We start from the raw sequence: 22,920 nt of genomic DNA, 5'->3' as shown, positions 1-22,920 counted from the left end.
TTCGTGCTGACGCAGCCTGCAGGGGGTCCAGGTGAGTGCTTCCCGGCGTAGTGGGACCACGGACGAACTCGGACCGGACGAGCCCGGGCCGGACGGCCCGGACGGACCTGAGGGTTCCGGTGGTTCGGATCTGCTTGCCGCCCTGCTGGACGGCATGGACGCGGCGCTGTGCGCCTTCGACGCCGACGGGGTCGTGACGCACTGGAACCGCGAGGCGGAGCGGATCCTCGGCTGGACGGCCGAGGAGGCGGTGGGCCGGCCCGGCTTCGCCGGGTGGGCGGTGCGCAGCGCCGACGCCGCGGAGGTCGAGGCGCGGCTGTTGTCCGCCATGCAGGCGCCGGGCCGCCAGGTGCACGAGTTCGCGCTGCTGACCAAGGACGGCGGGCGGGTGCTGGTGCGCACCCAGTCGGCGGCCGTGCTCGGACCGGACGGCAAGCCGGCGGGCGTGTACTGCGCCTTCAGCGAGGTGCACGCGCAGATCGACCTGGAGCGGTCCATAGCGCTGAGCGAGGCGCTGTTCGAGGACGCGAGCTGGGGTGTGGTCCTGGTCGACGCCGATCTGCGGCCCGCCGTGGTGAACGCGCACGCGGCCCGCGCGCTGGGCATGGGGCGTACGTCGGTGCTGGGGCGGCCGCTCGGGGACTTGCTGGCGCAGGGTGTGGAGGAGCTGGAGAGCGCGCTGACGCATGTGCTGGCGGAGGGCGCGCCGCCGGCGCCGGCCGAGATCTGGGTGAGTGTGCGCACACCGGAGGGCGAGAAGCGGCGCTGTTGGCGCAGTGGTTTCCTGCGGCTGGCCTCACCGCTGGCGGAGGAGCCGGTTCCGCTCGGGGTGGGGTGGCTGTTCCAGGACGTGACCGAGTCCAAGCAGGGCGAGCAGGAGGCGGCGCTGTTGCGGTTCCGCGGCAATCAGCTGCATCGGGCCGCCCGTGTGGCCGCCGAGTGCGAGGACCCGGCGGAGGCGGCGACCGTGCACCTCGACTTCGCGCTGGCCGGCTTCGCCGATCACGCGCTGATCGACCGGGTGGCGGGCGGCTCGCTGTCGGACGCCGAGTCCGTGGGGCCGGTACGGCTGGTGCGGGTGGCCGGCACGCCGTCGGGTGCGCCGGGGCCGAGCCTGCTCACGGGCCGGGCGGGGCTGCCGGCGCGGTACGGCGAGGGGCATCCGGCGTTGCAGTGCGTGCAGCGGATCGGCACCGTGCGGGCCGGCGTCGGCAGTGTGTCGGCCGAGCAGGCGCGCGCGTGGGCGCTGACGCGGCAGTGGCCGGCCGACGCGGTGCACGCGCTGTGCGCGGTGCTGCGCAGCCGGGGGCGGACGCTGGGCGTCGTGACGTTCCTGCGGGGGAGCGGGCGGAGCGCCTTCGAACGGTCGGACACGGTGTACGCCGAGGACGTGGCCGTACGGATCGCGGCCGAGCTGGACCTGGCGGCGGTGCTGGAGGAGCGGGAGGACCGAACCCCGCCCACGCGGGGGTGAACGCCGCGCTGCGAGAGGGGCGAACGCCGCCCCGTCCGGACCGACGCTGCCCGGGGTGCCCTGCCCGTCCCGGCCGGGAGTCACCGCACCGACGGGACTTCGCCGCCCCCGGCGGACCGGCCCCGGCCCACCGCCCGGCCGCCTCACCGGTGTCGGCCGCGGCGGACGAGGCGTTCAGTGCCGGTAGAAGATCCGGTCCCGGTACTGCTCCAGTACCCGGCCGTTCCAGTCGTGGCCGCCGTCCACGTTGCCCGAGCGCAGCAGCGGGGGTTCGATGCCCCGGTCGGCCAGGTCGACGGCCGCCGTGGCCATGACCGCCTGCAGCAGGGCCGCGGTCACCACGGTGGAGGCGGGGGCGAAGGGCGCGGGGACGGAGTCGTGGGTGAGTTCCGCGTCACCGACCGCGATCTTGGAGTCGAGGACGATGTCGCAGTGGTCCTTCAGGTACGTCCCGGAGGCGTGCCGTGACGTCGTCTCGGTGGCGTACGCGACCGAGGTCACGCCGATCACCCGGACGCCGAGGGCGCGGGCGTTGATCGCCATCTCGACGGGGAGGGCGTTGCGCCCCGACAGGGAGATGATCACCAGGACGTCGCCCGCGCGCAGCGGGGAGGAGTCGAGGACGGCGGCGGCGAGGCCGTCGACCCGCTCGAGCGCGGAGCCGAGCGTCGCGGGCATCACGTCGACACCGACGACACCGGGCACGGCGAGCAGGTTCATCAGCGCGAGCCCGCCCGCGCGGTAGACGACGTCCTGGGCGGCGAGCGAGGAGTGCCCGGCGCCGAAGGCGAACAGCCGGCCCCCGGAGGCGACGGTGTCGGCGAGGAGCGCGCCGGCGGACGCGACGGCCTCGGCCTCCTCCTCGCGCACGCGCTGCAGCAGACCGATCGCGGCGTCGAGATACCGGTCGGCGGGCGTGCTGTCGCCCATGTGAGCTCCTTCGCTCCGCTTCACGCACTGTGTCGCGGATCACGGTGCGGTCTGGACCAGTGGGATGTCAATACGGCGCGGGGCGGCCGTCGACGCGTGCGCCCGGCGTTCACCCCCCAGCATGCGATCCCCGGGTTCGGCGGCGCGGCACGGTTGTCGGTGGTATCCGGCAGAATTGAGGTCAGGGCCAGCGCACGCGCCGGAGAGCGGTCGAGCCTTCGGCAGAGCTATTCGAGGGGCACGTATGTCCGGACTGATCGACACCACGGAGATGTATCTCCGCACCATCCTCGAGCTGGAGGAGGAAGGTGTGGTCCCCATGCGTGCCCGCATCGCCGAGCGGCTCGACCAGAGCGGGCCGACGGTGAGCCAGACGGTGGCGCGGATGGAGCGCGACGGTCTGGTGTCCGTGGCCAGTGACCGGCACCTGGAGCTCACCGACGAGGGCCGTCGGCTGGCGACGCGCGTGATGCGCAAGCACCGTCTCGCCGAGTGCCTGCTCGTGGACGTGATCGGCCTGGAGTGGGAGCAGGTGCACGCCGAGGCCTGCCGCTGGGAGCACGTGATGAGCGAGGCGGTGGAGCGCCGGGTGCTGGAGCTGCTGCGCCACCCCACCGAGTCGCCGTACGGCAACCCGATCCCGGGCCTGGAGGAGCTGGGCGAGAAGGACGGCGCCGACCCGTTCCTGGACGAGAGCATGGTGTCGCTGGCCGATCTCGACCCGGGCTCGGAGGGCAAGACCGTCGTCGTGCGCCGGATCGGCGAGCCGATCCAGACGGACGCGCAGCTGATGTACACGCTGCGTCGGGCGGGTGTGCAGCCCGGTTCGGTGGTGAGCGTGACGGAGTCGGCCGGCGGGGTCCTGGTGGGCAGCGGCGGCGAGGCGGCCGAACTGGAGTCGGACGTCGCCTCCCACGTGTTCGTCGCCAAGCGCTGAGCCGCGCGCCCCGGGTTCCGCCGAGCGGGGTGGGCCGCCGTCGTCCGTCGACGGCCGCCGTCGTGCGTCGATCGCGTCGAATCCCGGACCCGGTGTGCCGAATCGCAGCGCCCGGACGTCTGTCGTGTCAGGCTGTCGCGTGAGGCGTCGGTCCTCAGAGGGCGGGGTGGGGATGTGCCGCAGTCGAACGGAGGGCCCCGGCGCCGTGTGGCGCCGGGGCCTGTCCTCCCCTGTTCTGACCCGGAGCCCCGAGCTCTCAGGGTCATCCCCCTCGGACCGTTTTTCCCCGAGCGGTCCGCCTCCCGCTGAAGATCTCCCCTGGGGCGGCGGGATCATGCCTGGAGCGGCGTCACTCGAACGAGGGGTGTTGCCCGCAGAAAGCCCATTCTCGAATGCCCTTTCGATAGTCTGCCGGGGCAGAAGCGGTCCCGTGAGACTGGCGGTACGACGAGTAGGACCAGTACGGCAAGTAGGACCGTAGGACGAGCAGCACGGCTAGCACAGGTACGAGCGGGTCCGAGCGGAGCTTGGGGGTGCCGGCATCAATGGCGCGACGCATCGACGTGACCGGGGCGGACGGCGTACGACTCGCGGCCTGGGAGTTCGGCGACCCACCCAAGGCCGACCCCGACCCGCCGAGGACCGAGGGCGACGCGGCGACGGCGGACGACCGGCCCGACCCGGCACCCGGCGTGCTGTTACTGCACGGTCTGATGGGCCGCGCCTCGCACTGGGCCTCCACCGCCCGCTGGCTCTCCGAACGGCACCGCGCCGTGGCGCTCGACCAGCGCGGCCACGGCCAGAGCGAGAAGCCCCCGCAGGCCGCGTACACCCGTGAGGCGTACGTCGACGACGCCGAGGCCGCCCTCGAACAGCTCGGCCTCGCCCCCGCCGTCCTGATCGGCCATGCCATGGGCGCGCTGACCGCCTGGCAGCTCGCCGCCAAGCGCCCCGACCTGGTCCGCGGCCTGATCGTCTGCGACATGCGGGCCTCCGCCCTCGGCGCCGCCTCGCAGCGCGAGTGGGCCAACTGGTTCGCCTCCTGGCCCGTCCCCTTCGCCACCCTGGCCGACGTCCGCAAGTGGTTCGGCGAGGACGACCCCTGGGTGGAGCGGCCGAATCCGGCCCGCGGCGCGTTCTACGCCGAGGCGATGCACGAGTCGCCCGACGGCTGGCGGCCCGTCTTCGACGTCCAGCAGATGCTGAAGTCCCGCGAGACCTGGGTGTACGACGCCCACTGGGACGAGCTGGCCCAGGTCCGGTGCCCCGCGCTGGTCGTCCGCGGCCTCGACGGCGAACTCGGCCGGGCCGAGGCCCAGGAGATGGTCCGCGTCCTCCCGCGCGGCGAGTACGCCGAGGTCGCCGACGCCGGCCATCTCGTCCACTACGACCAGCCGGAGGCGTGGCGCGCGGCGATCGAGCCGTTCCTGGAGGCGGCGTTCGGGCAGTGACGGACCCGGCGGTCAGCTCCGCTGACCGCGGCCGTCCCCACCCGTGCTCCCTCGTCCAGGGGAGAACACCAGGGGAGCGGTGCGACGGGAACCCGGGTCAGCGGTCCCGTCCGCAGGCGTACGCGAGGGGGGAGATCAGCTCCTCGGCGTCCGGCAGCCAGCGGTTGGCGGGGGTGGGGCGGCAGGCCCACTGCACGGCGCCGCGCGAGCCGTAGCGGGTGGGGGGCGCGGCGACGTAGGCCCCCTCGCCCAGCGCCGTCAGGTCGAGCGAGCCGATCGACCAGCCCAGCGTGCGCACCAGGTCGGGAACCTTCACCGACGCGCCCGGCAGCACGAAGAACTGCATCCGCCGGTCCGGGGTCAGCGTCACCGGCCCCAGCGTCAGCTCCATCCGCTCCATCCGGGCCAGCGCCAGGAAGCCCGCCGTCTCCGGCACGGAGATCGCGTCGAAGGTCCGCCCCGTGGGCAGCAGGATCGAGGCGTTCGGCTGCTTCTGCCACATCCGCCGCGCGACCGTCGCGCTGCCGGTCGCCTGCGTCGCCCAGTCCGGCCGTGCCGGATGCGCCCCCGGCGCACCGCACGCGGCGTCACCGCAGGAGCATCGCTGCACCCCGTCGACGGCTTCCAGCCAGGTGCCGGGGAACACGTCCCAGTGGCGTTCCTCGGCGTAGCGAACGGCGGTCTCCAGCAGCGATTCCCCGCGCTGCTTCGGAATCTGGGCGGCTTCGGTGGCCGGGATCGTCTCTTCCACGCCCCACTCAACTCCCAGCCCAACCTGGGGTTACGGCCCGACCGCGCGCGGGGGAGGAGCATCGATTCGGCATCCGGGGCGCATGGGTGCACGTCCGGGGGCGCGCAGGAGGAACCGCGGGGGGACCTGGGTAGCCAGGTGTGGGGTCGGCAACCGCCTTTACCCCGGCAATCCTCGCAAGCCTCGCATCTTCGGTATGTCCGCGGGGCATTGATCTTCACGGCCGGAATCACTCGCTGCCGAAAGGGGGCGGGGACCCGGTGGAAGAGACGACAACTCGGTGTGCGGGCAGGCACCGCAGCCTCAGGGGGTACGCCATGGCCGCAAGGCCTCTCGTCGCGCGGCAGCCGAACGAACGGCTGCAGGCGCTCATCCAGGAAGCGGGTTGCTCGAACGCCGGGCTGGCCCGCCGGGTCAACATGTGCGGTGCCGAGCACGGCCTCGACCTGCGCTACGACAAGACGTCCGTGGCGCGTTGGCTGCGCGGACAGCAGCCACGCGGACGCGCGCCGGCGATCATCGCCGAGGCGCTCGGCCGCAAACTCGGCCGTACGGTCACGATCGACGAGATCGGCATGGCCAACGGCAAGAACCTCGCCTCGGGGGTCGGCCTCCAGTTCTCGCCGACGGTGCTGGGAGCCATCGAGCAGGTCTGTGAGCTGTGGCGCAGTGACGTGGGGCGCCGGGACTTCCTGTCCGGTTCGTCCGTCGCGGCCTCCGCGCTGGTCGAGCCGAGCCGCGACTGGCTGATCTCCGGGCCCGACGCGCAGGTGGCGCGCTCGGCGGGGCCCCGGGTGGGGCAGTCGGACGTGGCGGCGGTGCGCGCGATGACGCAGGCGCTGGTCGACCTGGACCACCAGTACGGCAGCGGGCATGTGCGCCCGGTCGTCGTGCACTACCTCAACAGCGTCGTCTCCGGGCTGCTCGCCGGGTCGTACCGGGACGCCGTCGGGCGGGAACTCTTCGCGTCCGTGGCACGGTTGACCGAGCTGGCCGGGTACATGGCGGTCGACACCGGGCAGCCGGGACTGGCCCAGCGCTACTACATCCAGGCGCTGCGGCTGGCGCAGGCGGCCGGTGACCGCGGTTACGGCGGCTACGTGCTCGCCGCGTCCATGAGCCACCTGGCCGCGCAACTCGGCAACCCGCGGGAGATCGCCCAGTTGGCGCGGGCGGCGCAGGAGGGGGCGCGGGGGCGCGTGACTCCACGCGCGGAGGCCATGTTCCACGCGGCCGAGGCACGCGGGCACGCCCTGATGGGCGACGCGCGCGCCGCCCAGGCGGCCTCCGGGCGGGCGGTGACCGCCATGGAGCACGCGGACGACGCCTCCGGCGACGACCCGGCGTGGATCGCGCACTTCGACGAGGCCTACCTCGCCGACGAACTGGCCCACTGCCACCGCGACCTCGGCCAGGCGGAGGCGGCGGCGCGCTGCGCGCAGGAGTCCCTCGACGGCCACCCCGAGTCCCGCGCGCGCAGGCGGGCGATCGGCTATGTGCTGCTCGCCACGGCACAGGTGCAGCAGCGCGAGATCGAGCAGGCCTGTCACACGGGGCTGAAGGCGGTGGAACTGCTGGAGACCCTCCGTTCCAACCGGGGCGCCGAGTACCTGGAGGACTTCCAGCAGCGGCTGGAGCCGTTCCAGGAGGAGTCCGTGGTGCGGGAGTTCGGAGCCCGGCTGGATCTGCAGGCGGCGGCGTGACAGGGGCCCCGCGGGCGTGAACGGGCGGAGAACGCGGGCGCCTCAAAAGGGAGGTGACGTAAGCAGCGTGCCACGGGCCGGTTTTGTTACGGCGGTCACAGGGCAGGAGGTCAGGTCCTGTGCTGCGTGGCACCCGGCTCGGGGGACCCGGTAGCGTGAGCCGACGATTCCGATGGTCCCCCATTCGTAGGAGTCCCGGTGACGCAGAGTGGACAGGGCGAGGAGCCCTCGGCGCGGTCCGCGCGCGAAGGCATCGTGCTGCCCTCCGACGGTGGCGAACCGCTGCTGCCGGGCAGGACGGGCGGACCCGCCGGCCCGCAGCACGGTGCCCCTTCCGGCGCCCCCGCCCCGGCCTCGGCCCCGCCCCAGGGGCAGGCCTGGGGCGAGCCCTGGGGCCCCGGGCAGCACCAGGCGCCGGCCCCGCAGCCGGGCCAGGACTGGCAGACGCCGCCCGCCGAGCCGTGGGGGGCCCAGCAGCAGGCCCCGTGGGGCGCCCAGGACCAGCCGGGCCCGCTCCCGCCGGAGGGCGCGCCCGGACAGTCGTACGGCGGTGGCGCGCAGGCGTCGTACGGGGCCTACGGGGCGCCGGACCACGGTGCGCCCCAGCCCGCGCCCGGGGCCCCGGCGCCGCACGCGGGGTACGGCACGCCCGGCATGCCGCAGCCGTCGGCCGACGACGGGGCGACCCAGTACATCCCGCCGGTCGGAGCCGCCCCGTACCACGCCCAGGGCGCGCCCGGGAACGAGGGCGCGACCCCGTACGCCCCGCCCGTCGCCGGTGGCCCCGGTGACGACGGTGCCACGCAGTACCTGCCGCCCGTCCCCGCCTCCGGCTCCGTCGACGAGGGGGCCACGCAGTACATCCCGCCGGTGGGGCCCGGGGCCCTGCCGCCGGAGATGCCGTCGGGTCCCGGGGCCCGGCCCGCCGAGACGACGACGTATCTCGGTCGGGGCCAGGAGGGCGGCGCGGCGGCCGGAGCCATGCCGTCCGCCCCCGGCGCCGACGCCGAGGCCACGCAGTACCTCCCGCCCGTGCCCGGGCACGGCGGGTACGAGGACCGGCAGCCGCCCGCCGAGTTCGACAACCTCTTCCGCAGCGGTCCCGGCGGCGAGGACCGGGCCGGGGCCACCCAGCAGATGCCCCGCTACCAGGAACCGCAGGGCGCCGGGCACTTTGCCGCACGGCCGTCGTACGACGAGCCCGGCCCGGCACAGGGCCGGCGGGCCGCCCGGGACGGCCGGGGCCGCACCGGCTCGAAGGTGCCGCTCATCGCGGCCTGCGGCATCGCCATCGCCGTCGTCGGCATAGGCGCCGGCGCGCTGCTCGGCGGTGGGGGCGGCGGCGAGCAGGACGACGACCCCGAGACCGTCTCCGCCACGGCACCCGCCACGTCCGAGACCTCGGCGTCACCGTCCGCGGACGCGGCCGAGCAGCAGGCCGTCGCCCTGGACAAGCTGCTCGCCGACAGCGGTGACAGCCGGGCCACCGTGATCAGCGCCGTCAACGACGTGAAGTCCTGCAACAACCTCGCCCGGGCCGCCAAGGACCTGCGCGGCGCGGCCGAGCAGCGCACCAACCTGGTCACCCGGCTGTCCGGGCTCGGCGTCGACAAGCTGCCCGACCACGCCGCGCTGACCGAGGCACTCACCAAGGCGTGGCAGGCGTCCGCGTCCGCCGACAACCACTACGCCGCCTGGGCCGACCAGGTCGCCGCGGAGAAGGGCAAGCTCTGCAAGAAGGGGCAGGCCCGCAGCACCGGCCAGACCGAAGCCGGCAACCGGGAGAGCGGCGTCGCCACCACGCAGAAGGCCGAGGCCGCCAGGCTGTGGAACGCCATCGCCCGCGAGTACGGCCTGACGGAGCGCCAGCCGACCCAGCTGTGACGCGGGAGCCGGCCCCGGTGGTGCGGCCGGGCCGGCGCCGGGCGCCGTGGGGCGGGGTCGCTCAGGCCTCGCCCTCGGCGTCCTGGAGCGTCTTCGTCACGTCGATGGCGCCCTCGCGTGCCGCGACCAGCCGGCCGTCCCGCACCACCTGCAGGGTCACGTCGGTGTTGACCAGGCGCGGGAAGCCGACGGAGGCCAGCACGTCCTGGAACTGCCAGCGCAGGGTCGGCGTGAGCCCGTCCGTCGTGACCTTGAAACCGTCGTCCAGGCTGCGGCGCACCGTGTCGGAGGACACCTCGCCGTCGCCGAGCGCCTTCACGACGGCCTCCAGGACGGTGTAGGCGATCCAGGTGGTCTGCACGCCCGCGTCGGCGGGGTCGATCCGGGTGTCGGTGAAGGCCTGTTCGCGGATGACCTTCTTCATCCCGTCCCAGCGCTTGTCGGCCTCCACCGGGTACCAGCCGGTGATGTACGCCCCCTCGTACGGGCTCGACGCACCGCCGGTGGCGTCGATGACCGTCTGGTCGACGCTGCCGAGCACGGTGCCCATGCGGACCGCCGGGTAGCCCTCGCGGTCACGCCGGAAGGAGTCCATGAAGGTGTTGGTGCGGTCGCCCAGCGCCGGCACCACGCAGCCCTGCTTCGCCGGGTCCGCGGTGGCCGCGGTCAGGGCCTGCTCGGTCTGCGCGGAGAACTCGGTGGCGTCCTCCGCCGCCCGCAGGTCGTCCGCGTCCTGGTGACCGCCCGCCTGCAGGCCCGAGTTGAGCAGGTTGGGAAGTTCGTCACCCGCGATGGTGTCCGGCCGGACGAGCGCGACGGGACCGCAGCCGCTCGCGAGGTGCCTGCCGAGGCCGGCCAGCAGCGCGGGCTGGCCGCCGTTGACCGGGTAGGACAGCGGGCTGGTGAACTCGGCGTTCGTGATGCCGTAGCCACCTATGTACGGTATGCCCGTTCCCTCCAGGATCGGGAAGAACGTGTCGGCGAACTGGCTGTAGGAGCCGACGACCGCGACGGCCTTCTGCTCGACCGCGCGGCGCGCGCACTTCGCGGCGTGCACGCTGTCGTTGCGGTCGTTGCAGATCACGACCTTCAGCTTGCGGCCGTTGATGCCGCCGTGGGCGTTGACGTGGCGGGCGTAGGCGAGCGCCATGGCCGGCATGCCGGGCTTGTTCGTGGCGTTGGTGTCCTGCGGCGCCCAGGTCATGACGGTGATCGGGTCGTCGTCGGCGCCCCCCGAGAAGCCGGGGACGACCCCGCATCCGACGGCCAGCGACGCGCACGCCACCAGGACTCCCGCTGTGCGCAGGGCTCTGACGGGCCTGGTGAGGGCGTGGAGGAATGTGCTGCGGGTGCGTCGCCTGCCAGTCATGCATCCGCACGATTCCGCCACATCACTAACCTCCGAGTGACTGTCGGTCAATGACAGGTGACGGACAGGTGAATTGCGGGGTCCGGTGAACGGCGCGTGGCGAGGAACGTACGATCGATGACCGTGCAAGGTGTGCAAGGTCTACAAGGTTCGGCGAACTCTTCCCGCCGCGGGCATCGCTCATCCACGATGGGTGCCATGCCACTGAACGACATGCCGTGGTGGCGCTGGCGCAGCAATGTGCGCTCCGCGCTGCACATGCTCTCCGACCCGGTGTTCCAGCGGGACGTCTGGCTGGCCGGCGTCGAGGGGTACGGGGACGTCACCGACGCCGTGTACCGCCTGGTCGAGGACACCTGGCTGGACCACTGGTCCGCCGAGAAGTACGTCGGGACGATATTCCGGGACTCGCAGGAGGCGGCGCTGGTCGACACCGCGGTGCTGCGGGTGCTGCGGATCATGCACCAGGTGGGGCCGGACGCGCCGGTCTCCTCCTACGTCGAGCACCCGGCGTGGCCGGAGGCGGTGCGGGCGGCGCGGGACGCGCACGTCCGGATGGCCACGAGCGACGGTGAGGACCCGGACGTGGCGCCCCGCACCCTGGAGGTGCTGCGCATATTGACGCGGTCGGCCTAGCCGGGCGCGACCGGCTCGTTCCGCATGGTGGCCGGAGTTTCTGGCCGCTCGGCTCCGTGTGGGACCCTGTGCTGCATGAACGCGCAGTCCAACCGAGCCGCGGCCGCGCCGGCCGATCAGTACGTTCTCACCCTGTCGTGCCCGGACAAGAAGGGCATCGTGCACGCCGTGTCGAGCTACCTGTTCATGACCGGCTGCAACATCGAGGACAGCCAGCAGTTCGGTGACCACGACACGGGGCTGTTCTTCATGCGGGTCCACTTCTCGGCGGAGGCGCCGGTGACGGTGGACAAGCTGCGGGCCAGCTTCGCGGCGATCGGTGACTCGTTCCAGATGGATTGGCAGCTCGACCGGGCCGACGAGAAGATGCGCATCCTGCTCATGGTCAGCAAGTTCGGGCACTGCCTGAACGATCTGCTGTTCCGGGCCCGGATCGGCGCGCTGCCCGTGGAGATCGCCGGTGTGGTGTCCAATCACACCGATTTCGCCGAGCTGGTGGGTTCCTACGGGATTCCGTTCCACCACATCCCCGTCACGAAGGACACGAAGCCGGACGCCGAGGCGCGGCTTCTGGAGATCGTCCGGGAGGAGGGGGTGGAGCTGGTGGTGCTGGCCCGGTACATGCAGGTGCTGTCGGACGATCTGTGCAAGCAGCTGAGCGGGCGGATCATCAACATCCACCACTCGTTCCTGCCGAGCTTCAAGGGCGCGAAGCCGTACCACCAGGCGCACGCGCGGGGTGTGAAGCTGATCGGCGCGACGGCGCACTACGTCACGGCGGACCTGGACGAGGGCCCGATCATCGAGCAGGAGGTCGAGCGGGTCGCCCACGACGTCACCCCCGACCAGCTGGTCGGGGTGGGCCGCGACGTGGAGTGCCAGGCGCTGGCCCGGGCCGTGAAGTGGCACGCCGAGCGCCGCATCCTGCTGAACGGTCGCCGCACGGTGGTCTTCGCCTAGTCGGCGCACCGACCACCGGCCTGCCGGGCGGCGGCGACGCCGGACGCGCCCGCCTTCGGCTCACTGACGCCGGAGAGCGCTTGCACGAGCCTCGGCCTGCTGGGCGGCGACGCCGGGGTGAGCCTGCGTCCGGCTCGGTGAAGCCGGGTGCGGCCGCAAGCGGCCGCAGTGAGACGGGGGTGCGTGGACGTGCGGCTCCGGTGAGGCCGGGGTGCGTCCACATGCGGCTACCCGGGCTGCGCTACATGCGGCTCCGGTGAGGCCGGGGTGCGCTACATGCGGCTCAGCGACGCCGCCGCGTACAGGACGTCCCTGATGGCCTCGCGGTCGCCGAGCTGACCCGCCGCCGCGTCGTCGGGGGAGACATGGCCCGCCGCCAGGCGGCAGAACTCGACGCCGTCCAGGGCCACGTGGGCCACCTCCAGGTCGGCGGAGCCGACCGCCGCGGGGGAGTCCAGGGGGATCAGCCACTCGCCGCCGCCCGACCCCTCGATCTCCAGGCGCAGGGTGCGGCCGGGCTTGCCGGCGGGCACCAGGTGGCGGGGCGTCGGGGCGGGCGAGGCCAGGCCCGCGCGGCGGCGCTGCGCGAGTGTGCCCGGGAGCAGCCGGACCGCCAGGTCGATCATGCGGTTGAGGTGGCGGCCGGACGGAGGGTCGTACGGGTAGTCCACCGCCTCCGCGATGTCCTCCGCATGCACCCAGCACTCGAAGGCCCGGTCGATCATCGCGTCGTGCAGCGGCAGTGCGCCGTCGCCGTACGACACACCCAGCTTGCCCGCGCCGCCGCCGGTGAAGGACACCGTGCGCACGATGCCGTGACCCTGTTCCCGCCAGGGCGCCCGCACGGTGCGGGTCGGCGGGAAGTGCGAGGCCCGCCAGTACGCCTCCGTGCGGCCCGTCGGGGTCGGTGCGTCGGCGTCCGTGTCGCCGAGCGGGTCGTCGAGGCCGAGGGCGAGCGCGATCAGGCCGTCGACGGCGAGGAGGTGGGCGATGACGCCGGCGACGGTCGTGCGGCGGCTGGCCGGCCCCGTGCCGTCGAACCAGCGCAGCCGTACCGGCGCGTGCCACTCGGCGTCGCCGAAGTCCTGCAGGAGGGCGTCCAGGCGCGCGGTCTCGGCGTCGTAGGGCGTGGCCCACTCGGGTACCGGGATGCGCGGTGGGCGCCGGTCCAGGCAGGAATCCAGGACGCGCGTGCGCAGGCCAGGGTCCAGGTCGAGGCTGTCGGGGCGTTGCAGCAGGCCGACCGCCTCGCGCAGCCGCCGGGCCTCCTCGGCGCAGCTTCCGCAGGTGCCCAGGTGGTCCTCGACCGCAGTCGTCTCCTCGGGGGAGCAGGCCGCCAGCGCCCAGGCGCCCAGCAGGGACTTCAGTACGGGGTGCGGGAGGGACGGCGGTGGGGTGGGGAGCGCGTCGAGGGTGGGCAGGGGCAGGCCCGTGTCCTCGACGGAGGCCCTCGGCATCGGTATGCGCGGCTGGTCGGACGTGGCGCCCTTGCTGCTCCGGCCGGAACCGGAGTCGTACGGGGGCCGCTGGTCCCCCTCGTCCTTCTTCCCGCCGTGGTCCACGTGCTCGTCGTGCTTGTGGTGCTCGTCGTGCTTGTGGTGCTCGTCGTGCTCGTCGTGCGGTTCGTGGTGGTTCGGGTCGGTCACACCGCACCTCCGTATCCGGGCGGTGTGCCGACGTCGTGGGCCGTGGCGAGGAGCTGCAGCCCCAGGCGGAGGCGGCGGCGTGCCTCGTCCTCGGTGATGCCGAGGTCGGTGGCGGTCTGGCGGTAGTCGCGGCGCTGGAAGTAGGCCCGCTCCAGAGCGGCGCGCAGCGGGGCGGGCATGGACTGGACGATGTAGTCCGCACGGGCGGCGACCGAGGCGTGGCGGACCTTGCGCTCCAGTTCCTCGTCCGAGCCGTGGCCGCCCTCGGCGAGGGCGGCGGCCTCGGTGGCGCGCAGCCGTTGCACGGCCAGGCGGTGGGTGAGGGCGGCGACCCACGAGCGGAGCGGGCCCTGCTTGGGATCGTAGGCGTCGGGGTGTTCCCAGAGGTGGACGAAGACGTCACGGGTGATGCCGTCGGCGGCCCGCTCGTCGCCGAGCACGCGGTGGGCCACGCCGTGGACGAGGGAGGCGAAACGGTCGTAGAGCTCGCCGAGGGCGGCGGCCTCACCGCGTGCGAGTCGCTGCTGCATCTTGCGGTCCCAGCGGGGCGGTGCGTCCTTCTTCGCCATACGGCCCCCTCCCCAGCTCCGTCCCGGTGTCCAGCCTGCGTCCATCGCCACCTCGAATGTAGTCGGCACGTCGGACGACGCACGCCCCTTTGTGACAATGCGCGCCCCTTGGCGAGGCGCAGGTGGTAGTGCGCTTCCGGGCCGCGCCTACCCCATGGGCACAGGACCAGACCTGATCGAATCGGATTGAACTCGACGTAATCAAGCCTTTTTCGTTCGGGTCTCGTTTTCGGTGGAGTGTTTCAGGGAACGGCCGGTGGGCAGCCGCGCCGCAAGGAAACGTAGGAACTGGTTCCGTTTCCGGGTGGTTCCGTGCGGTTCCGGCTGTTTCCCGCACGTTCCGGCGACGAAGGGCATGGTGGTGGCGTTCAAAGTGACCGGCGGTGAGCAGGGCGACTGGGCCGTGCTCCACGTGTCGGGCGAGCTGGACCTGGTGACGTCGCCGGTGCTGCGTCAACGGGTGCACGACGCGGTGGCCGAGGGCCGCCACAGTCTCGTCCTCGACCTCTCGGAGGTCTGGTTCTGCGACTCCAGCGGTGTGGGTGTGCTGATCGCGGCCCGTCGGCTGCTGCGCTCCTGTCAGGGGCGGTTGCGGCTGATACTTCCGGCGCAGGGCGCGGCCGACGGCTCCCACGTCAACCGCGTGCTCGGGGCGCTGGGCGTGCGTCGGCTGTTCGACGTGCACGCCGATGTGGCTGCCGCGACCTCGGACGACGCCGGCCCGCTGTCCGCGTGAACTCCGCGCCACATCGTTGTCCCGAAATTCCCCCGGTCTTGGCACAACCGTCGTTTTCCCGCTCCGGAACCGCCACGGTCGTCGTACGCTCCCTGGCGAGACGCACCCCGACATGACGTGAGGCGGCCTGAAAGACATGGTCAGCAGCGAGTACGAGCGCAGGATCGCGGCCCGGTTCGCCACCTTCGACCAGGACGGCAACGGCTACATCGACCGCGAGGACTTCAGTGGCGCGGCCAAGGCGCTGCTCGCGGAGTTCGGCACGGCGTCCCGCTCCGACAAGGGGCAGGCGCTGTACGGCGGCGCGGAGGCCTTCTGGCAGGGCATGGCCGGGATAGCGGACCGGGACGGTGACCAGCGCATCACCCGCGAGGAGTTCGTCACCGGCGCGGTCAAGCGGCTGCGCGACAACCCCGACCGGTTCGCCGAGATCGCCCGCCCCTTCCTGCACGCCGCGCTCGCCGTAGCCGACCCGGACGGCGACGGCGCGGCCACGATCGAGGACATCGCGCGCGTGCTGCGGGTGCTCGGAACGCCCGAGGACACCGCGCGGGCCGCGGCCGGCGCGCTCGACGGCGACGGCGACGGCAAGGTGAGCGAGGCGGACGTCGTCGCGGCGTTCGCCCGCTACTTCACCGTGCCCGAGTAGCCGGGAAACGCTCCCCCAACCGGTACTTGAGCACCTCGCGCAGGGTGCCCTTGCACGGAAGGGCGTCGACCACCTCCAGCTGCTCCGGCAGTTCGTGCACCGGCAGCCCTTCCGCGCGCAGGTACGACGTGACCGCCGCCTGCGTCAATCCGGCGGCTGCCGACGGTTGTTCGACCACCGCGCGGACCCGTTCGCCCATGCTCGGCATCCGACAGGCCGATCACCGCGACGTCCGCGACCGCCACCTGCTCGACCAGCAGGACCAAGAAGCCGCACAGCAGCACCACCGTGTGGTCGGGGCCGCCCGTGCGGGCGCACCGGAAGGCGATCGAGCCCACGTCACCGGCGGTGGGGCGCAGGGCGTACACCGGGTAGCTGCCGCCGCGCGATCTGTCAACGGCCACCGTTCAGCGCGCCCTTGACGTCGGAGGTGGCGCCGGAGGTCCAGCGGATCCAGCGGACGTCGGTCCCCCGCACGGGCGGCGCGGCCGAACCCAGGGGCGCGGGGCCGTACCGCTGCGGTCGGCGGACCCGCGGGCCCTCCTGCTCACCGCGACCGAGCAGCTCGGCCCGGCCCGCGCGCGTGTGCGAGTCGGCGGCGCAACACGCCCGGACCCGAGAGCAGTTCGGGCGGGCGGCCGGTGCCTTCCGGGCCGTGCGGCGGCTGTGCGCGCGGACCCCGCTGCGGGTGGAGGTGGCCCGCGCCGCCGTGTGCGCGGCGGCCGCCACGGCGGACCCCGTGGAGATCGTCGCCGCCCGGCTGCCCGCCGACGAGACGGCCGTGCCCGGAGCCCGCGACGCGGCCTCCGGGTGCACGGCGGCATGGGCCTCACCTGGGAGGCAGAGGGCGGACCTGTATCCGATGCGGCGGTGCGCGCCCGAACCCAGAGTGCGCGTATCAATGCGCAGAGTGACCAAGGGCTCGCGTGTGATCCGCTGTCGAAACAGCCTGACGGGGCGCCGGCCTGCGGCATCGGCGAACTCCGGGACCTGGAGTGTCGCGGATTGTGGCATACCGGCATTACGGAGCGTTGATATCGCCTTGTGTCCTAGGTGTGACTCGTCACGTCCTGGAGTCGAAGGTCCGCTCCGGTACCTTGTGTGAGATGCGAGAGGTTCCGAGCACGAGTCACGCCGGTGACGGGCCTTGTTCCGCCGCCTGTTCGACTCTCCGCGACGAGCGTCGCACAGTATGCCGCACGGGTACTCCTTCGCGCTGGAATATGCCCGAAGCGCTTGTTGGGGTGACTGTACGTCAACCATGCTTTTGCGTACGGGATTCACGTTCCGTGATCCCTGCTCTGGCCGTTGTTCTGGTCATGCAGAAAATGGCTACGATCGTGGCCCTCATGAGGCGTGAGCCTCTGTGTCCACCGGTTCGGATGGTGTGAGCGGTGCAGGTGCTTCAAGTGCAGCTGGAGATCCGGCCCGACCCCGCGGAAGTGGGGCGCGCCCGGCGGTGGGCTCGCTCGCGGCTCGCCGGGTGCGGCATAGCGGCCGACGATTCGCTCGCCGAGACACTGGTCCTGCTCGTCTCCGAACTGGTCACCAACGCCGTCGTGCACACCGGCTGCCCCGCCGTGCTGCGCCTCTCCCTGCCCCAGCCGGCGACCGTCCGTCTGGAGGTCGCCGACGGCAGCACGCGCGCCCCGGTGCCCCGGTGGGCGGACGGCGAGGAGACCGGCGGACGCGGTCTCGCCCTCGTCGACGGGCTCGCCGACCGCTGGGGCTGGAGCCCCGAGGGGATCGGCAAGCACATCTGGTGCGAACTGGACCGCTACGCCGAACCGCCCGCGGCGGCGATGGCGTACAGCGGGGGAAGAGCCGCAGGCGAGGGCCTGGACGGGCTCGACGGACATGAGGGGTACGAGGGGGGTTACGGGGGGCTGGCGTACGAGGCCGTGTGAGGCGCCCGGCGTCGCGACCGGGGCACGGTGTCGCGACCGGGGCACGGTGGCAACAGTGCCGGGCCCGTCCGGGCCGGTGGGGGGATGTGCGCCCGTGTGTGCTTCCGTGCGCGCCTACGCCGAACGGGATGTGAGCGGCGAATTCCCGCATCGCTGTTGACGCGACGTGTCCGGTTGATCACGCTGGGGAGAGCGGTTCGTCGCGAGGGGACGGCGAGGGCTCCGGTGACGGGAGCCCTCGTCGAGTGCGAGTCGCGATTCGGCGTTGGTTCCGTCATCAGGGCAAGAGGAACCGGGGCGGGTGCGCCGGAGCCGGATGGTCGGCGTGTGGCGCCGCGCTCGGGGCGAGTGCGCACGCGCCGCCATCCGGAATCACCAGGGCCGCCCGCGATGCGCAGACACCCTCACGATTCACAGCAGGGCGACGGGCGTCACCGGCAAAGCGGCGCGCCCGCCAACGGCTCACGCATCGCCGTCATGAGAAGGCGAAGCGGCCGGTTCCTCCACAGCCTGTGGACAACTCTTCCGGATTCCGGCTCTGCCCTCGCGCGGCCGTCACCTTCTCAGGGCGACGTTCGCCGCGGCCCGGAACGTCCGCCGGTACGCCGTCGGCGTGACGCCCAGGGCCGCCTGGAGGTGCTGGCGCATCGACTGGGCCGTGCCGAAGCCCGCGTCGTGGGCGACCTGGTCGACGGACAGGTCGGTGGACTCCAGCAGGTGGCGGGCGCGTTCGACGCGCTGCTGGGTGAGCCACTGGCCGGGGCTGACGCCGACCTCCTCGCGGAACCGGCGGGTGAAGGTGCGCACCGACATGGCCACCTGCTCGGCCATGTCGCGCAGTTGGATCGGCTCGTGCAGCCGACCGAGCGCCCACGCCCGCGCGGTGGTCGTGGAGGCCTGCTGCGGATCGGGCACCGGCCGCTGGACGTACTGCGCCTGCCCGCCGTCGCGGTGCGGGGGCACGACGGTGCGCCGGGCCACCTCGTTGGCCACCGCCGTGCCGTGGTCACGGCGCACGATGTGCAGGCACAGGTCGATGCCGGCCGCGACGCCCGCCGAGGTCAGGACGTCGCCGTCGTCGATGAACAGGACGTCGGGGTCCACCCTGACGTGCGGGAAGAGCCGCTGGAGGCGCTCGGCGTCGGCCCAGTGCGTGGTCGCGGGGCGACCGTCCAGGTGGCCGGCGGCGGCCAGGACGTACACGCCCGTGCAGATGGAGGCGAGGCGGGTGCCGGGGCCGATGTGGGCGAGGGCGGCGGCCAGTTCGCGGGTGAGGACGCCCTCCTCGTACACCGGGCCGAGTTCGTACGACGCCGGGATGATCACGGTGTCGGCGGTGGCGAGGGTCTCGGGGCCGTGGGCGACGTGGACGGAGAAGTCGGCGTCGGTCTCCACCGGGCCCGGCGGCCGGATCGAGCAGGTGACGACCTCGTACAGGCGCCGGCCCAGGGCGTCCTTGGGACGGCCGAAGATCCGGTGCGGGATGCCCAGCTCGAAGGGGAGCAGACCGTCGAGAGCGAGGACGACGACGCGGTGGGGACGGAAAGGGGCGGCGGCCGTATCCATGGCCCGATCCTAACGAACACTGTCCTTCGGGTCACTCGATCGTGGGGTGCCCTGGCCGGAAGCTGTGTGTCGTGACCCAGACAAGCGAAACCGCGGCAGTCGTCCCCACCCCGCAGCCGGGTCGTGCGCGCATCCACCGCGCGTGGTTCGTCGCCGCCGTCACCTTCGTGACGATCATCGGCGCGGCGGCCTTCCGCTCCCTGCCGGGGCTGCTGATCGACCCCCTGCACCAGGAGTTCGGCTGGTCCCACGGCACGATCGGCGCGGCGGTCTCCGTCAACCTCGCCCTGTACGGTCTGACCGCGCCGTTCGCGGCCGCGCTGATGGACCGCTTCGGCATCCGGCGGGTCGTCGCCGGCGCGCTGACCGTGATCGCGATCGGCTCGGGCGCGACGGTGTGGATGACCGCGGCCTGGCAACTGCTGCTGTGCTGGGGCCTGCTGGTCGGCCTCGGCAGCGGCTCGATGGCGCTGGCGTTCGCGGCGACCGTCACCAACCGCTGGTTCACCGAGCGGCGCGGTCTGGTCACCGGCATCCTCACCGCCGCCTCGGCGTCGGGTCAGCTGATCTTCCTGCCGGTACTGTCCTGGATCGTCGCGACCCACGACTGGCGCCCGGCCGCCGTCACGGTGGCGCTCGCCGCCCTCGCGGTGGTGCCGTTCGTCTGGCTGCTGCTGCGGGACCATCCGGCGGACGTGGGCCTGAAGCCGTACGGCGCCGCGGAGTTCGTGCCGAAGCCGGTTTCCGTGCCGGGTGCGGCGCGGCGGGCGGTGACCGTGCTCCTCTCCGCCGTCCGCACCGGTCCCTTCTGGCTGCTGGCGGGGACGTTCGCGATCTGCGGCGCGTCCACGAACGGCCTGATCCAGACCCATTTCGTGCCCGCGGCCCACGACCACGGCATGCCGATCACGGCGGCGGCCTCGCTGCTCGCGGTCATCGGGGTGTTCGACGTGGTCGGCACGGTGGCCTCCGGCTGGTTCACCGACCGGTTCGACGCGCGGCGGCTGCTGGCGGTGTACTACGCGCTGCGGGGCGTCTCGCTCCTGTTCCTGCCCCTGCTCCTGGGCCCCGACGTGCGCCCGCCGATGATCTTCTTCATCGTCTTCTACGGGCTCGACTGGGTCGCCACCGTGCCGCCGACGCTGGCGCTGTGCCGGGAGCAGTACGGGGACGACAGCGCGATCGTGTTCGGCTGGGTGCTGGCCTCGCACCAGATCGGGGCGGCGGCGGTGGCCTTCCTGGGCGGCGTCGCGCGGGACGTGTTCGGGTCGTACGACGTGATGTGGTACGCCTCCGGGGCGCTGTGCGCGGCGGCGACGCTGATGGCGCTGGTGATCCGCAGGAAGCCGACGGCTCCGCTCGCCACGGCCCAGGGTCTGTCGTCTGCGGCGTGATCCGAACGACAGGCCCCAGGACGGCCGCCTGCTCCCCGGCCGCACCGCCCCGCGGATCGGCGCCCGCGCGGCAACCGCGGCCGGTGCCGCCCCCGCTTACGTGTGGCGGTGCACGTAACTGACACTCTGTCAGGATATGGCGGGGGCCGCAGGAGGGGCGCGGGTGCGTCGGTCAGCCGGGGATGCGGGAGACCTCGTCGGCGCTTTTCCGGGCGACGGCCCTGGCGATCCTCTCCGCGTCGATGGCGAGTTCGCGGAGCGTGCCGCTGATCGGGGTGGTGAAGCCGGTGAAGTACAGGCCGGGTGCGTTCCTCGGGGTGCGGGCGCCGTGCGCGACCGGTCCGCCCTGGTCGTCCAGGACGTCGAGGTGGCCGACGAGGGGGCCCAGGGCGCGGACGTAGCCGGTGGCCGCGATGACCGTGTCGGGGCCGGCGCGGTTGCCGTCGGCGAGGACGACCTCGTCGCCGTCGAAGGCCTCCACCGCGGCCACGATCTCGACCTTGCCCGTGCGGACCGCGTCGATGAGACCCACGTCCTGCACCGGGATCGCGCCCTCGGTGACCCTGCTGTAGAGGCCGGTGTCCGGGCGGGGCAGGCCGTGCTCGGCGAGGTCGGGCACGCTCAGCCTGGCCAGCGGCCGGGCGAGCCGGTCGACGAGGCCGACCGGGAGGCGGCGGACGAGGACGCCGGTGTACTGGGCGGCCCAGCCGGCGGTGGAGCGGCGGACGATGTGGGGCGCGGTGCGCACCGACAGCCGTACGCGCGAGGCCCCGCCCTCGACGAGGTCGACGGCGATCTCCGCGCCGGTGTTGCCGACGCCGACGACGAGGACGTCCCGGCCGGCGTAGGGCTCGGGGTTGCGGTACGCGCAGGCGTGCAGGAAGTCGCCGGTGTAGGTGTCGCGGCCGGGCCACTGCGGGATGCGGGGGGTGTGGTTGTATCCGGTTGCGACGACGACCGCGCCGCCGGTCAGCCGGCGGCCGCCGGTGGCGTGCAGCAGCCAGCCGGTGCCGTCGGGCGCGGGCTCCACGCGGGTGACCTCGACGCCGGTGACGATCTCCAACTCGTGGTGCTCGGCGTACTTCTCCAGGTACCGCACGACGTCGTCCCGGGCCACCCACCGCCCGAACCGGCGCGGCATCGGCAGTCCGGGCAGGGCGGACAGGCGCCGGGTGGTGTGCAGGTGCAGCCGGTCGTAGTGCCGCCGCCAGGAGGCGCCGACGCGGTCCGACTTCTCCAGCACGACGGCCCTGATGCCCCGCGCCCGCAGGGCCTGCGCGGCGGCGAGTCCACCGGGCCCGCCGCCGATGACGTAGACGGGCCGGTCGGCGGGTGCCTGTCGCACGCCACGACTCCCCTTCTGCCGCGGCACCTTCGCGCCGCCGGGGCCCCCGGCCTCCGCACGTGCGGACTCCGGACTCGTTGCCGTCGGCTTCGGGGCCTCGTCGTTGGTGGGCGCTGTGGAGTCGGGCATGGTCGCGAGCGTAATCACATGCCGGGTTGATGGGTCTCGGTCAAGACCGGAATTGGTTGCGGATCGATCACGGGTGGGCAAGAAGTGGGTGGGGCTTGTGGCGCAGGGAGATCGGTTGTGTGCGACGGGCCTTCTCCGCCCGCGCCGGCTGACGTGCTGTCAGATGTGAGCGGCGTGCTGCGTGCTGCCGACCTCAGGCAGGGCGTCCCGGTGTTCCGGATCCGCCCGGATCCGGGGTGAAGGCCGCAGTCCGACGGGATTGAATGGGGCGATGGCTCTCATGAACCCGCGCTACGTCGCCCACCCCTACCCCGAGCCGTACGGCCACGGTCTGCGCCTGCGCGGCTGGGACCCCGGCTCCGACGCGGACGTGGAGGCCTGGCTGCGCGGCATGTCCGACCCGGAGTTCCGCCGCTGGAACACCCCTCTCACCCCGGTCACCGACCTCGCCACCGCCCGCGCCTCGCTGCGCGCCAAGGCCGACAACGCGGCGAACGGCACCAGCGTGTCCTTCCGCGTCACCGACGCGGCAACCGGTGCGACCCTCGGTCACCTCGGCGTCAACGAGATCGACCACGTCTTCCGCGTCGCCCGGGTCGGTTACTGGATCCTCCCCGAGGCCCGCGGCCGGCGCGCCGCCACCCGCGCCCTCACGGTCGCCGCCCGCTGGGCCTTCACCGACCTCGGCCTGCACCGGCTGGAACTCGGGCACGCCGTGGGCCACGACGCCTCCTGCCGGACAGCCGGCCACTGCGGCTTCCCGTACGAGGGGACCCTGCGCGGCGCCATGGGGGAGTCCGACCGCCAGGACGCCTTCCGCGACGTCCACCTCCACGCCCGCCTGGCGACGGACCCGCCGGTGGAACACCCGTGAGGAACGGGCC

The 22,920-nt window shown here is 73.1% G+C and carries 20 protein-coding genes and 1 pseudogene; 13 read left to right on the top strand and 8 right to left on the bottom strand.

Features of this window, described 5'->3' with window-relative positions; translation table 11 throughout:
• Positions 1–31 precede the first annotated feature (31 nt).
• Positions 32–1,474 (top strand): PAS domain-containing protein, encoded by a 1,443-nt coding sequence (locus IPT68_RS16190; RefSeq protein ID WP_189700245.1) that lies wholly within the window; start codon positions 32–34, stop codon positions 1,472–1,474.
• 174 nt (positions 1,475–1,648) lie between these two features.
• Here the strand turns inward: IPT68_RS16190 and IPT68_RS16185 are convergent, their stop codons facing one another.
• Entirely contained in the window at positions 1,649–2,404 is a 756-nt protein-coding gene (locus IPT68_RS16185) for an SIS domain-containing protein (RefSeq protein ID WP_189700244.1), read from the bottom strand.
• 244 nt (positions 2,405–2,648) lie between these two features.
• Here IPT68_RS16185 and IPT68_RS16180 point away from each other — a divergent pair, with 244 nt between their 5' ends.
• Together IPT68_RS16180 and IPT68_RS16175 are read left to right on the top strand one after the other, a co-directional pair.
• Entirely contained in the window at positions 2,649–3,341 is a 693-nt protein-coding gene (locus IPT68_RS16180; RefSeq protein WP_189700243.1) for a metal-dependent transcriptional regulator, read from the top strand.
• 545 nt (positions 3,342–3,886) lie between these two features.
• Complete coding sequence (locus tag IPT68_RS16175) at positions 3,887–4,792, top strand: alpha/beta fold hydrolase (RefSeq protein WP_189700242.1); 906 nt, start codon at positions 3,887–3,889, stop codon at positions 4,790–4,792.
• Positions 4,793–4,889: 97 nt separating this feature from the next.
• Here IPT68_RS16175 and IPT68_RS16170 read toward each other — a convergent pair whose 3' ends face one another.
• The gene (locus IPT68_RS16170) at positions 4,890–5,543 is read right to left on the bottom strand and encodes a bifunctional DNA primase/polymerase (protein ID WP_189700241.1); all 654 of its coding nucleotides are present in this window, start codon (positions 5,541–5,543) and stop codon (positions 4,890–4,892) included.
• A 317-nt stretch (positions 5,544–5,860) separates the two neighbouring features.
• Between IPT68_RS16170 and IPT68_RS16165 the strand changes: the two genes are divergently transcribed.
• The gene (locus tag IPT68_RS16165) at positions 5,861–7,246 is read left to right on the top strand and encodes a transcriptional regulator (protein WP_189700240.1); all 1,386 of its coding nucleotides are present in this window, start codon (positions 5,861–5,863) and stop codon (positions 7,244–7,246) included.
• Positions 7,247–7,444: 198 nt separating this feature from the next.
• The gene (locus tag IPT68_RS16160) at positions 7,445–9,130 is read left to right on the top strand and encodes a hypothetical protein (protein WP_189700239.1); all 1,686 of its coding nucleotides are present in this window, start codon (positions 7,445–7,447) and stop codon (positions 9,128–9,130) included.
• A 61-nt stretch (positions 9,131–9,191) separates the two neighbouring features.
• Here the strand turns inward: IPT68_RS16160 and IPT68_RS16155 are convergent, their stop codons facing one another.
• Positions 9,192–10,499, bottom strand: coding sequence for an ABC transporter substrate-binding protein (locus tag IPT68_RS16155; RefSeq protein ID WP_189700238.1), 1,308 nt, complete (start codon positions 10,497–10,499; stop codon positions 9,192–9,194).
• 117 nt (positions 10,500–10,616) lie between these two features.
• Here IPT68_RS16155 and IPT68_RS16150 point away from each other — a divergent pair, with 117 nt between their 5' ends.
• Positions 10,617–11,135, top strand: a complete 519-nt coding sequence (locus tag IPT68_RS16150; protein ID WP_189700237.1) for an SCO4402 family protein — start codon at positions 10,617–10,619, stop codon at positions 11,133–11,135.
• A gap of 75 nt (positions 11,136–11,210) precedes the next feature.
• Complete coding sequence (gene purU, locus IPT68_RS16145; protein ID WP_189700236.1) at positions 11,211–12,095, top strand: formyltetrahydrofolate deformylase; 885 nt, start codon at positions 11,211–11,213, stop codon at positions 12,093–12,095.
• A 272-nt stretch (positions 12,096–12,367) separates the two neighbouring features.
• On the opposite strand, the gene IPT68_RS16140 is transcribed toward purU, so the two are convergent.
• The gene (locus IPT68_RS16140; RefSeq protein WP_228040561.1) at positions 12,368–13,558 is read right to left on the bottom strand and encodes a maleylpyruvate isomerase N-terminal domain-containing protein; all 1,191 of its coding nucleotides are present in this window, start codon (positions 13,556–13,558) and stop codon (positions 12,368–12,370) included.
• A gap of 179 nt (positions 13,559–13,737) precedes the next feature.
• The gene (locus IPT68_RS16135) at positions 13,738–14,310 is read right to left on the bottom strand and encodes a sigma-70 family RNA polymerase sigma factor (protein ID WP_189700235.1); all 573 of its coding nucleotides are present in this window, start codon (positions 14,308–14,310) and stop codon (positions 13,738–13,740) included.
• 355 nt (positions 14,311–14,665) lie between these two features.
• Here IPT68_RS16135 and IPT68_RS16130 point away from each other — a divergent pair, with 355 nt between their 5' ends.
• Together IPT68_RS16130 and IPT68_RS16125 are read left to right on the top strand one after the other, a co-directional pair.
• Positions 14,666–15,046 carry an STAS domain-containing protein gene (locus IPT68_RS16130; RefSeq protein ID WP_189700234.1) on the top strand — a complete coding sequence of 127 codons (381 nt, stop codon included), beginning with the start codon at positions 14,666–14,668 and terminating at the stop codon, positions 15,044–15,046.
• Between the two features lie 136 nt (positions 15,047–15,182).
• Positions 15,183–15,695 (top strand): EF-hand domain-containing protein, encoded by a 513-nt coding sequence (locus IPT68_RS16125; protein WP_189700233.1) that lies wholly within the window; start codon positions 15,183–15,185, stop codon positions 15,693–15,695.
• On the opposite strand, the pseudogene IPT68_RS35000 reads toward IPT68_RS16125, so the two are convergent.
• Positions 15,679–15,955, bottom strand: a pseudogene (locus IPT68_RS35000) (AMP-binding enzyme); the annotation flags it as partial. The gene IPT68_RS16125 and the pseudogene IPT68_RS35000 overlap by 17 nt on opposite strands.
• Positions 15,956–16,125: 170 nt before the next feature.
• On the opposite strand from IPT68_RS35000, the gene IPT68_RS34995 reads away from it, so the two are divergent.
• Positions 16,126–16,800 carry an acyl-CoA dehydrogenase family protein gene (locus IPT68_RS34995; RefSeq protein WP_373300686.1) on the top strand — a complete coding sequence of 225 codons (675 nt, stop codon included), beginning with the start codon at positions 16,126–16,128 and terminating at the stop codon, positions 16,798–16,800.
• A gap of 304 nt (positions 16,801–17,104) precedes the next feature.
• A complete protein-coding gene (locus IPT68_RS16110) occupies positions 17,105–17,602 on the top strand; it encodes an ATP-binding protein (RefSeq protein WP_189700346.1) in 498 nt (165 codons plus the stop codon).
• A 555-nt stretch (positions 17,603–18,157) separates the two neighbouring features.
• Here the strand turns inward: IPT68_RS16110 and IPT68_RS16105 are convergent.
• Entirely contained in the window at positions 18,158–19,168 is a 1,011-nt protein-coding gene (locus tag IPT68_RS16105) for a GlxA family transcriptional regulator (protein WP_189700231.1), read from the bottom strand.
• 71 nt (positions 19,169–19,239) lie between these two features.
• Here IPT68_RS16105 and IPT68_RS16100 point away from each other — a divergent pair, with 71 nt between their 5' ends.
• The gene (locus IPT68_RS16100; protein ID WP_189700230.1) at positions 19,240–20,562 is read left to right on the top strand and encodes an MFS transporter; all 1,323 of its coding nucleotides are present in this window, start codon (positions 19,240–19,242) and stop codon (positions 20,560–20,562) included.
• Between the two features lie 172 nt (positions 20,563–20,734).
• Here the strand turns inward: IPT68_RS16100 and IPT68_RS16095 are convergent, their stop codons facing one another.
• Positions 20,735–22,036 (bottom strand): flavin-containing monooxygenase, encoded by a 1,302-nt coding sequence (locus IPT68_RS16095; protein ID WP_189700229.1) that lies wholly within the window; start codon positions 22,034–22,036, stop codon positions 20,735–20,737.
• 271 nt (positions 22,037–22,307) lie between these two features.
• Here IPT68_RS16095 and IPT68_RS16090 point away from each other — a divergent pair, with 271 nt between their 5' ends.
• Positions 22,308–22,910 (top strand): GNAT family N-acetyltransferase, encoded by a 603-nt coding sequence (locus IPT68_RS16090; protein ID WP_189700228.1) that lies wholly within the window; start codon positions 22,308–22,310, stop codon positions 22,908–22,910.
• The last annotated feature ends 10 nt before the right edge of the window (positions 22,911–22,920 follow it).

Origin of the sequence: Streptomyces chromofuscus, from assembly GCF_015160875.1 — a bacterium.
Taxonomy (GTDB): domain Bacteria; phylum Actinomycetota; class Actinomycetes; order Streptomycetales; family Streptomycetaceae; genus Streptomyces; species Streptomyces chromofuscus.
This window is presented reverse-complemented; position numbering and strand designations above follow the sequence as displayed.

Bases quoted from the DNA above. Each gene is read 5' to 3' on its own strand.
- IPT68_RS16125 (WP_189700233.1), top strand. From the start codon at position 15,183: ATGGTCAGCAGCGAGTACGAGCGCAGGATCGCGGCCCGGTTCGCCACC.
- IPT68_RS16135 (WP_189700235.1), bottom strand. From the start codon at position 14,310: ATGGCGAAGAAGGACGCACCGCCCCGCTGGGACCGCAAGATGCAGCAG.
- IPT68_RS16095 (WP_189700229.1), bottom strand. From the start codon at position 22,036: ATGCCCGACTCCACAGCGCCCACCAACGACGAGGCCCCGAAGCCGACG.
- IPT68_RS16165 (WP_189700240.1), top strand. From the start codon at position 5,861: ATGGCCGCAAGGCCTCTCGTCGCGCGGCAGCCGAACGAACGGCTGCAG.
- IPT68_RS16175 (WP_189700242.1), top strand. From the start codon at position 3,887: ATGGCGCGACGCATCGACGTGACCGGGGCGGACGGCGTACGACTCGCG.
- IPT68_RS16090 (WP_189700228.1), top strand. From the start codon at position 22,308: ATGGCTCTCATGAACCCGCGCTACGTCGCCCACCCCTACCCCGAGCCG.
- purU (WP_189700236.1), top strand. From the start codon at position 11,211: ATGAACGCGCAGTCCAACCGAGCCGCGGCCGCGCCGGCCGATCAGTAC.
- IPT68_RS16130 (WP_189700234.1), top strand. From the start codon at position 14,666: ATGGTGGTGGCGTTCAAAGTGACCGGCGGTGAGCAGGGCGACTGGGCC.
- IPT68_RS16150 (WP_189700237.1), top strand. From the start codon at position 10,617: ATGACCGTGCAAGGTGTGCAAGGTCTACAAGGTTCGGCGAACTCTTCC.
- IPT68_RS16185 (WP_189700244.1), bottom strand. From the start codon at position 2,404: ATGGGCGACAGCACGCCCGCCGACCGGTATCTCGACGCCGCGATCGGT.
- IPT68_RS16155 (WP_189700238.1), bottom strand. From the start codon at position 10,499: ATGACTGGCAGGCGACGCACCCGCAGCACATTCCTCCACGCCCTCACC.
- IPT68_RS16105 (WP_189700231.1), bottom strand. From the start codon at position 19,168: ATGGATACGGCCGCCGCCCCTTTCCGTCCCCACCGCGTCGTCGTCCTC.
- IPT68_RS16180 (WP_189700243.1), top strand. From the start codon at position 2,649: ATGTCCGGACTGATCGACACCACGGAGATGTATCTCCGCACCATCCTC.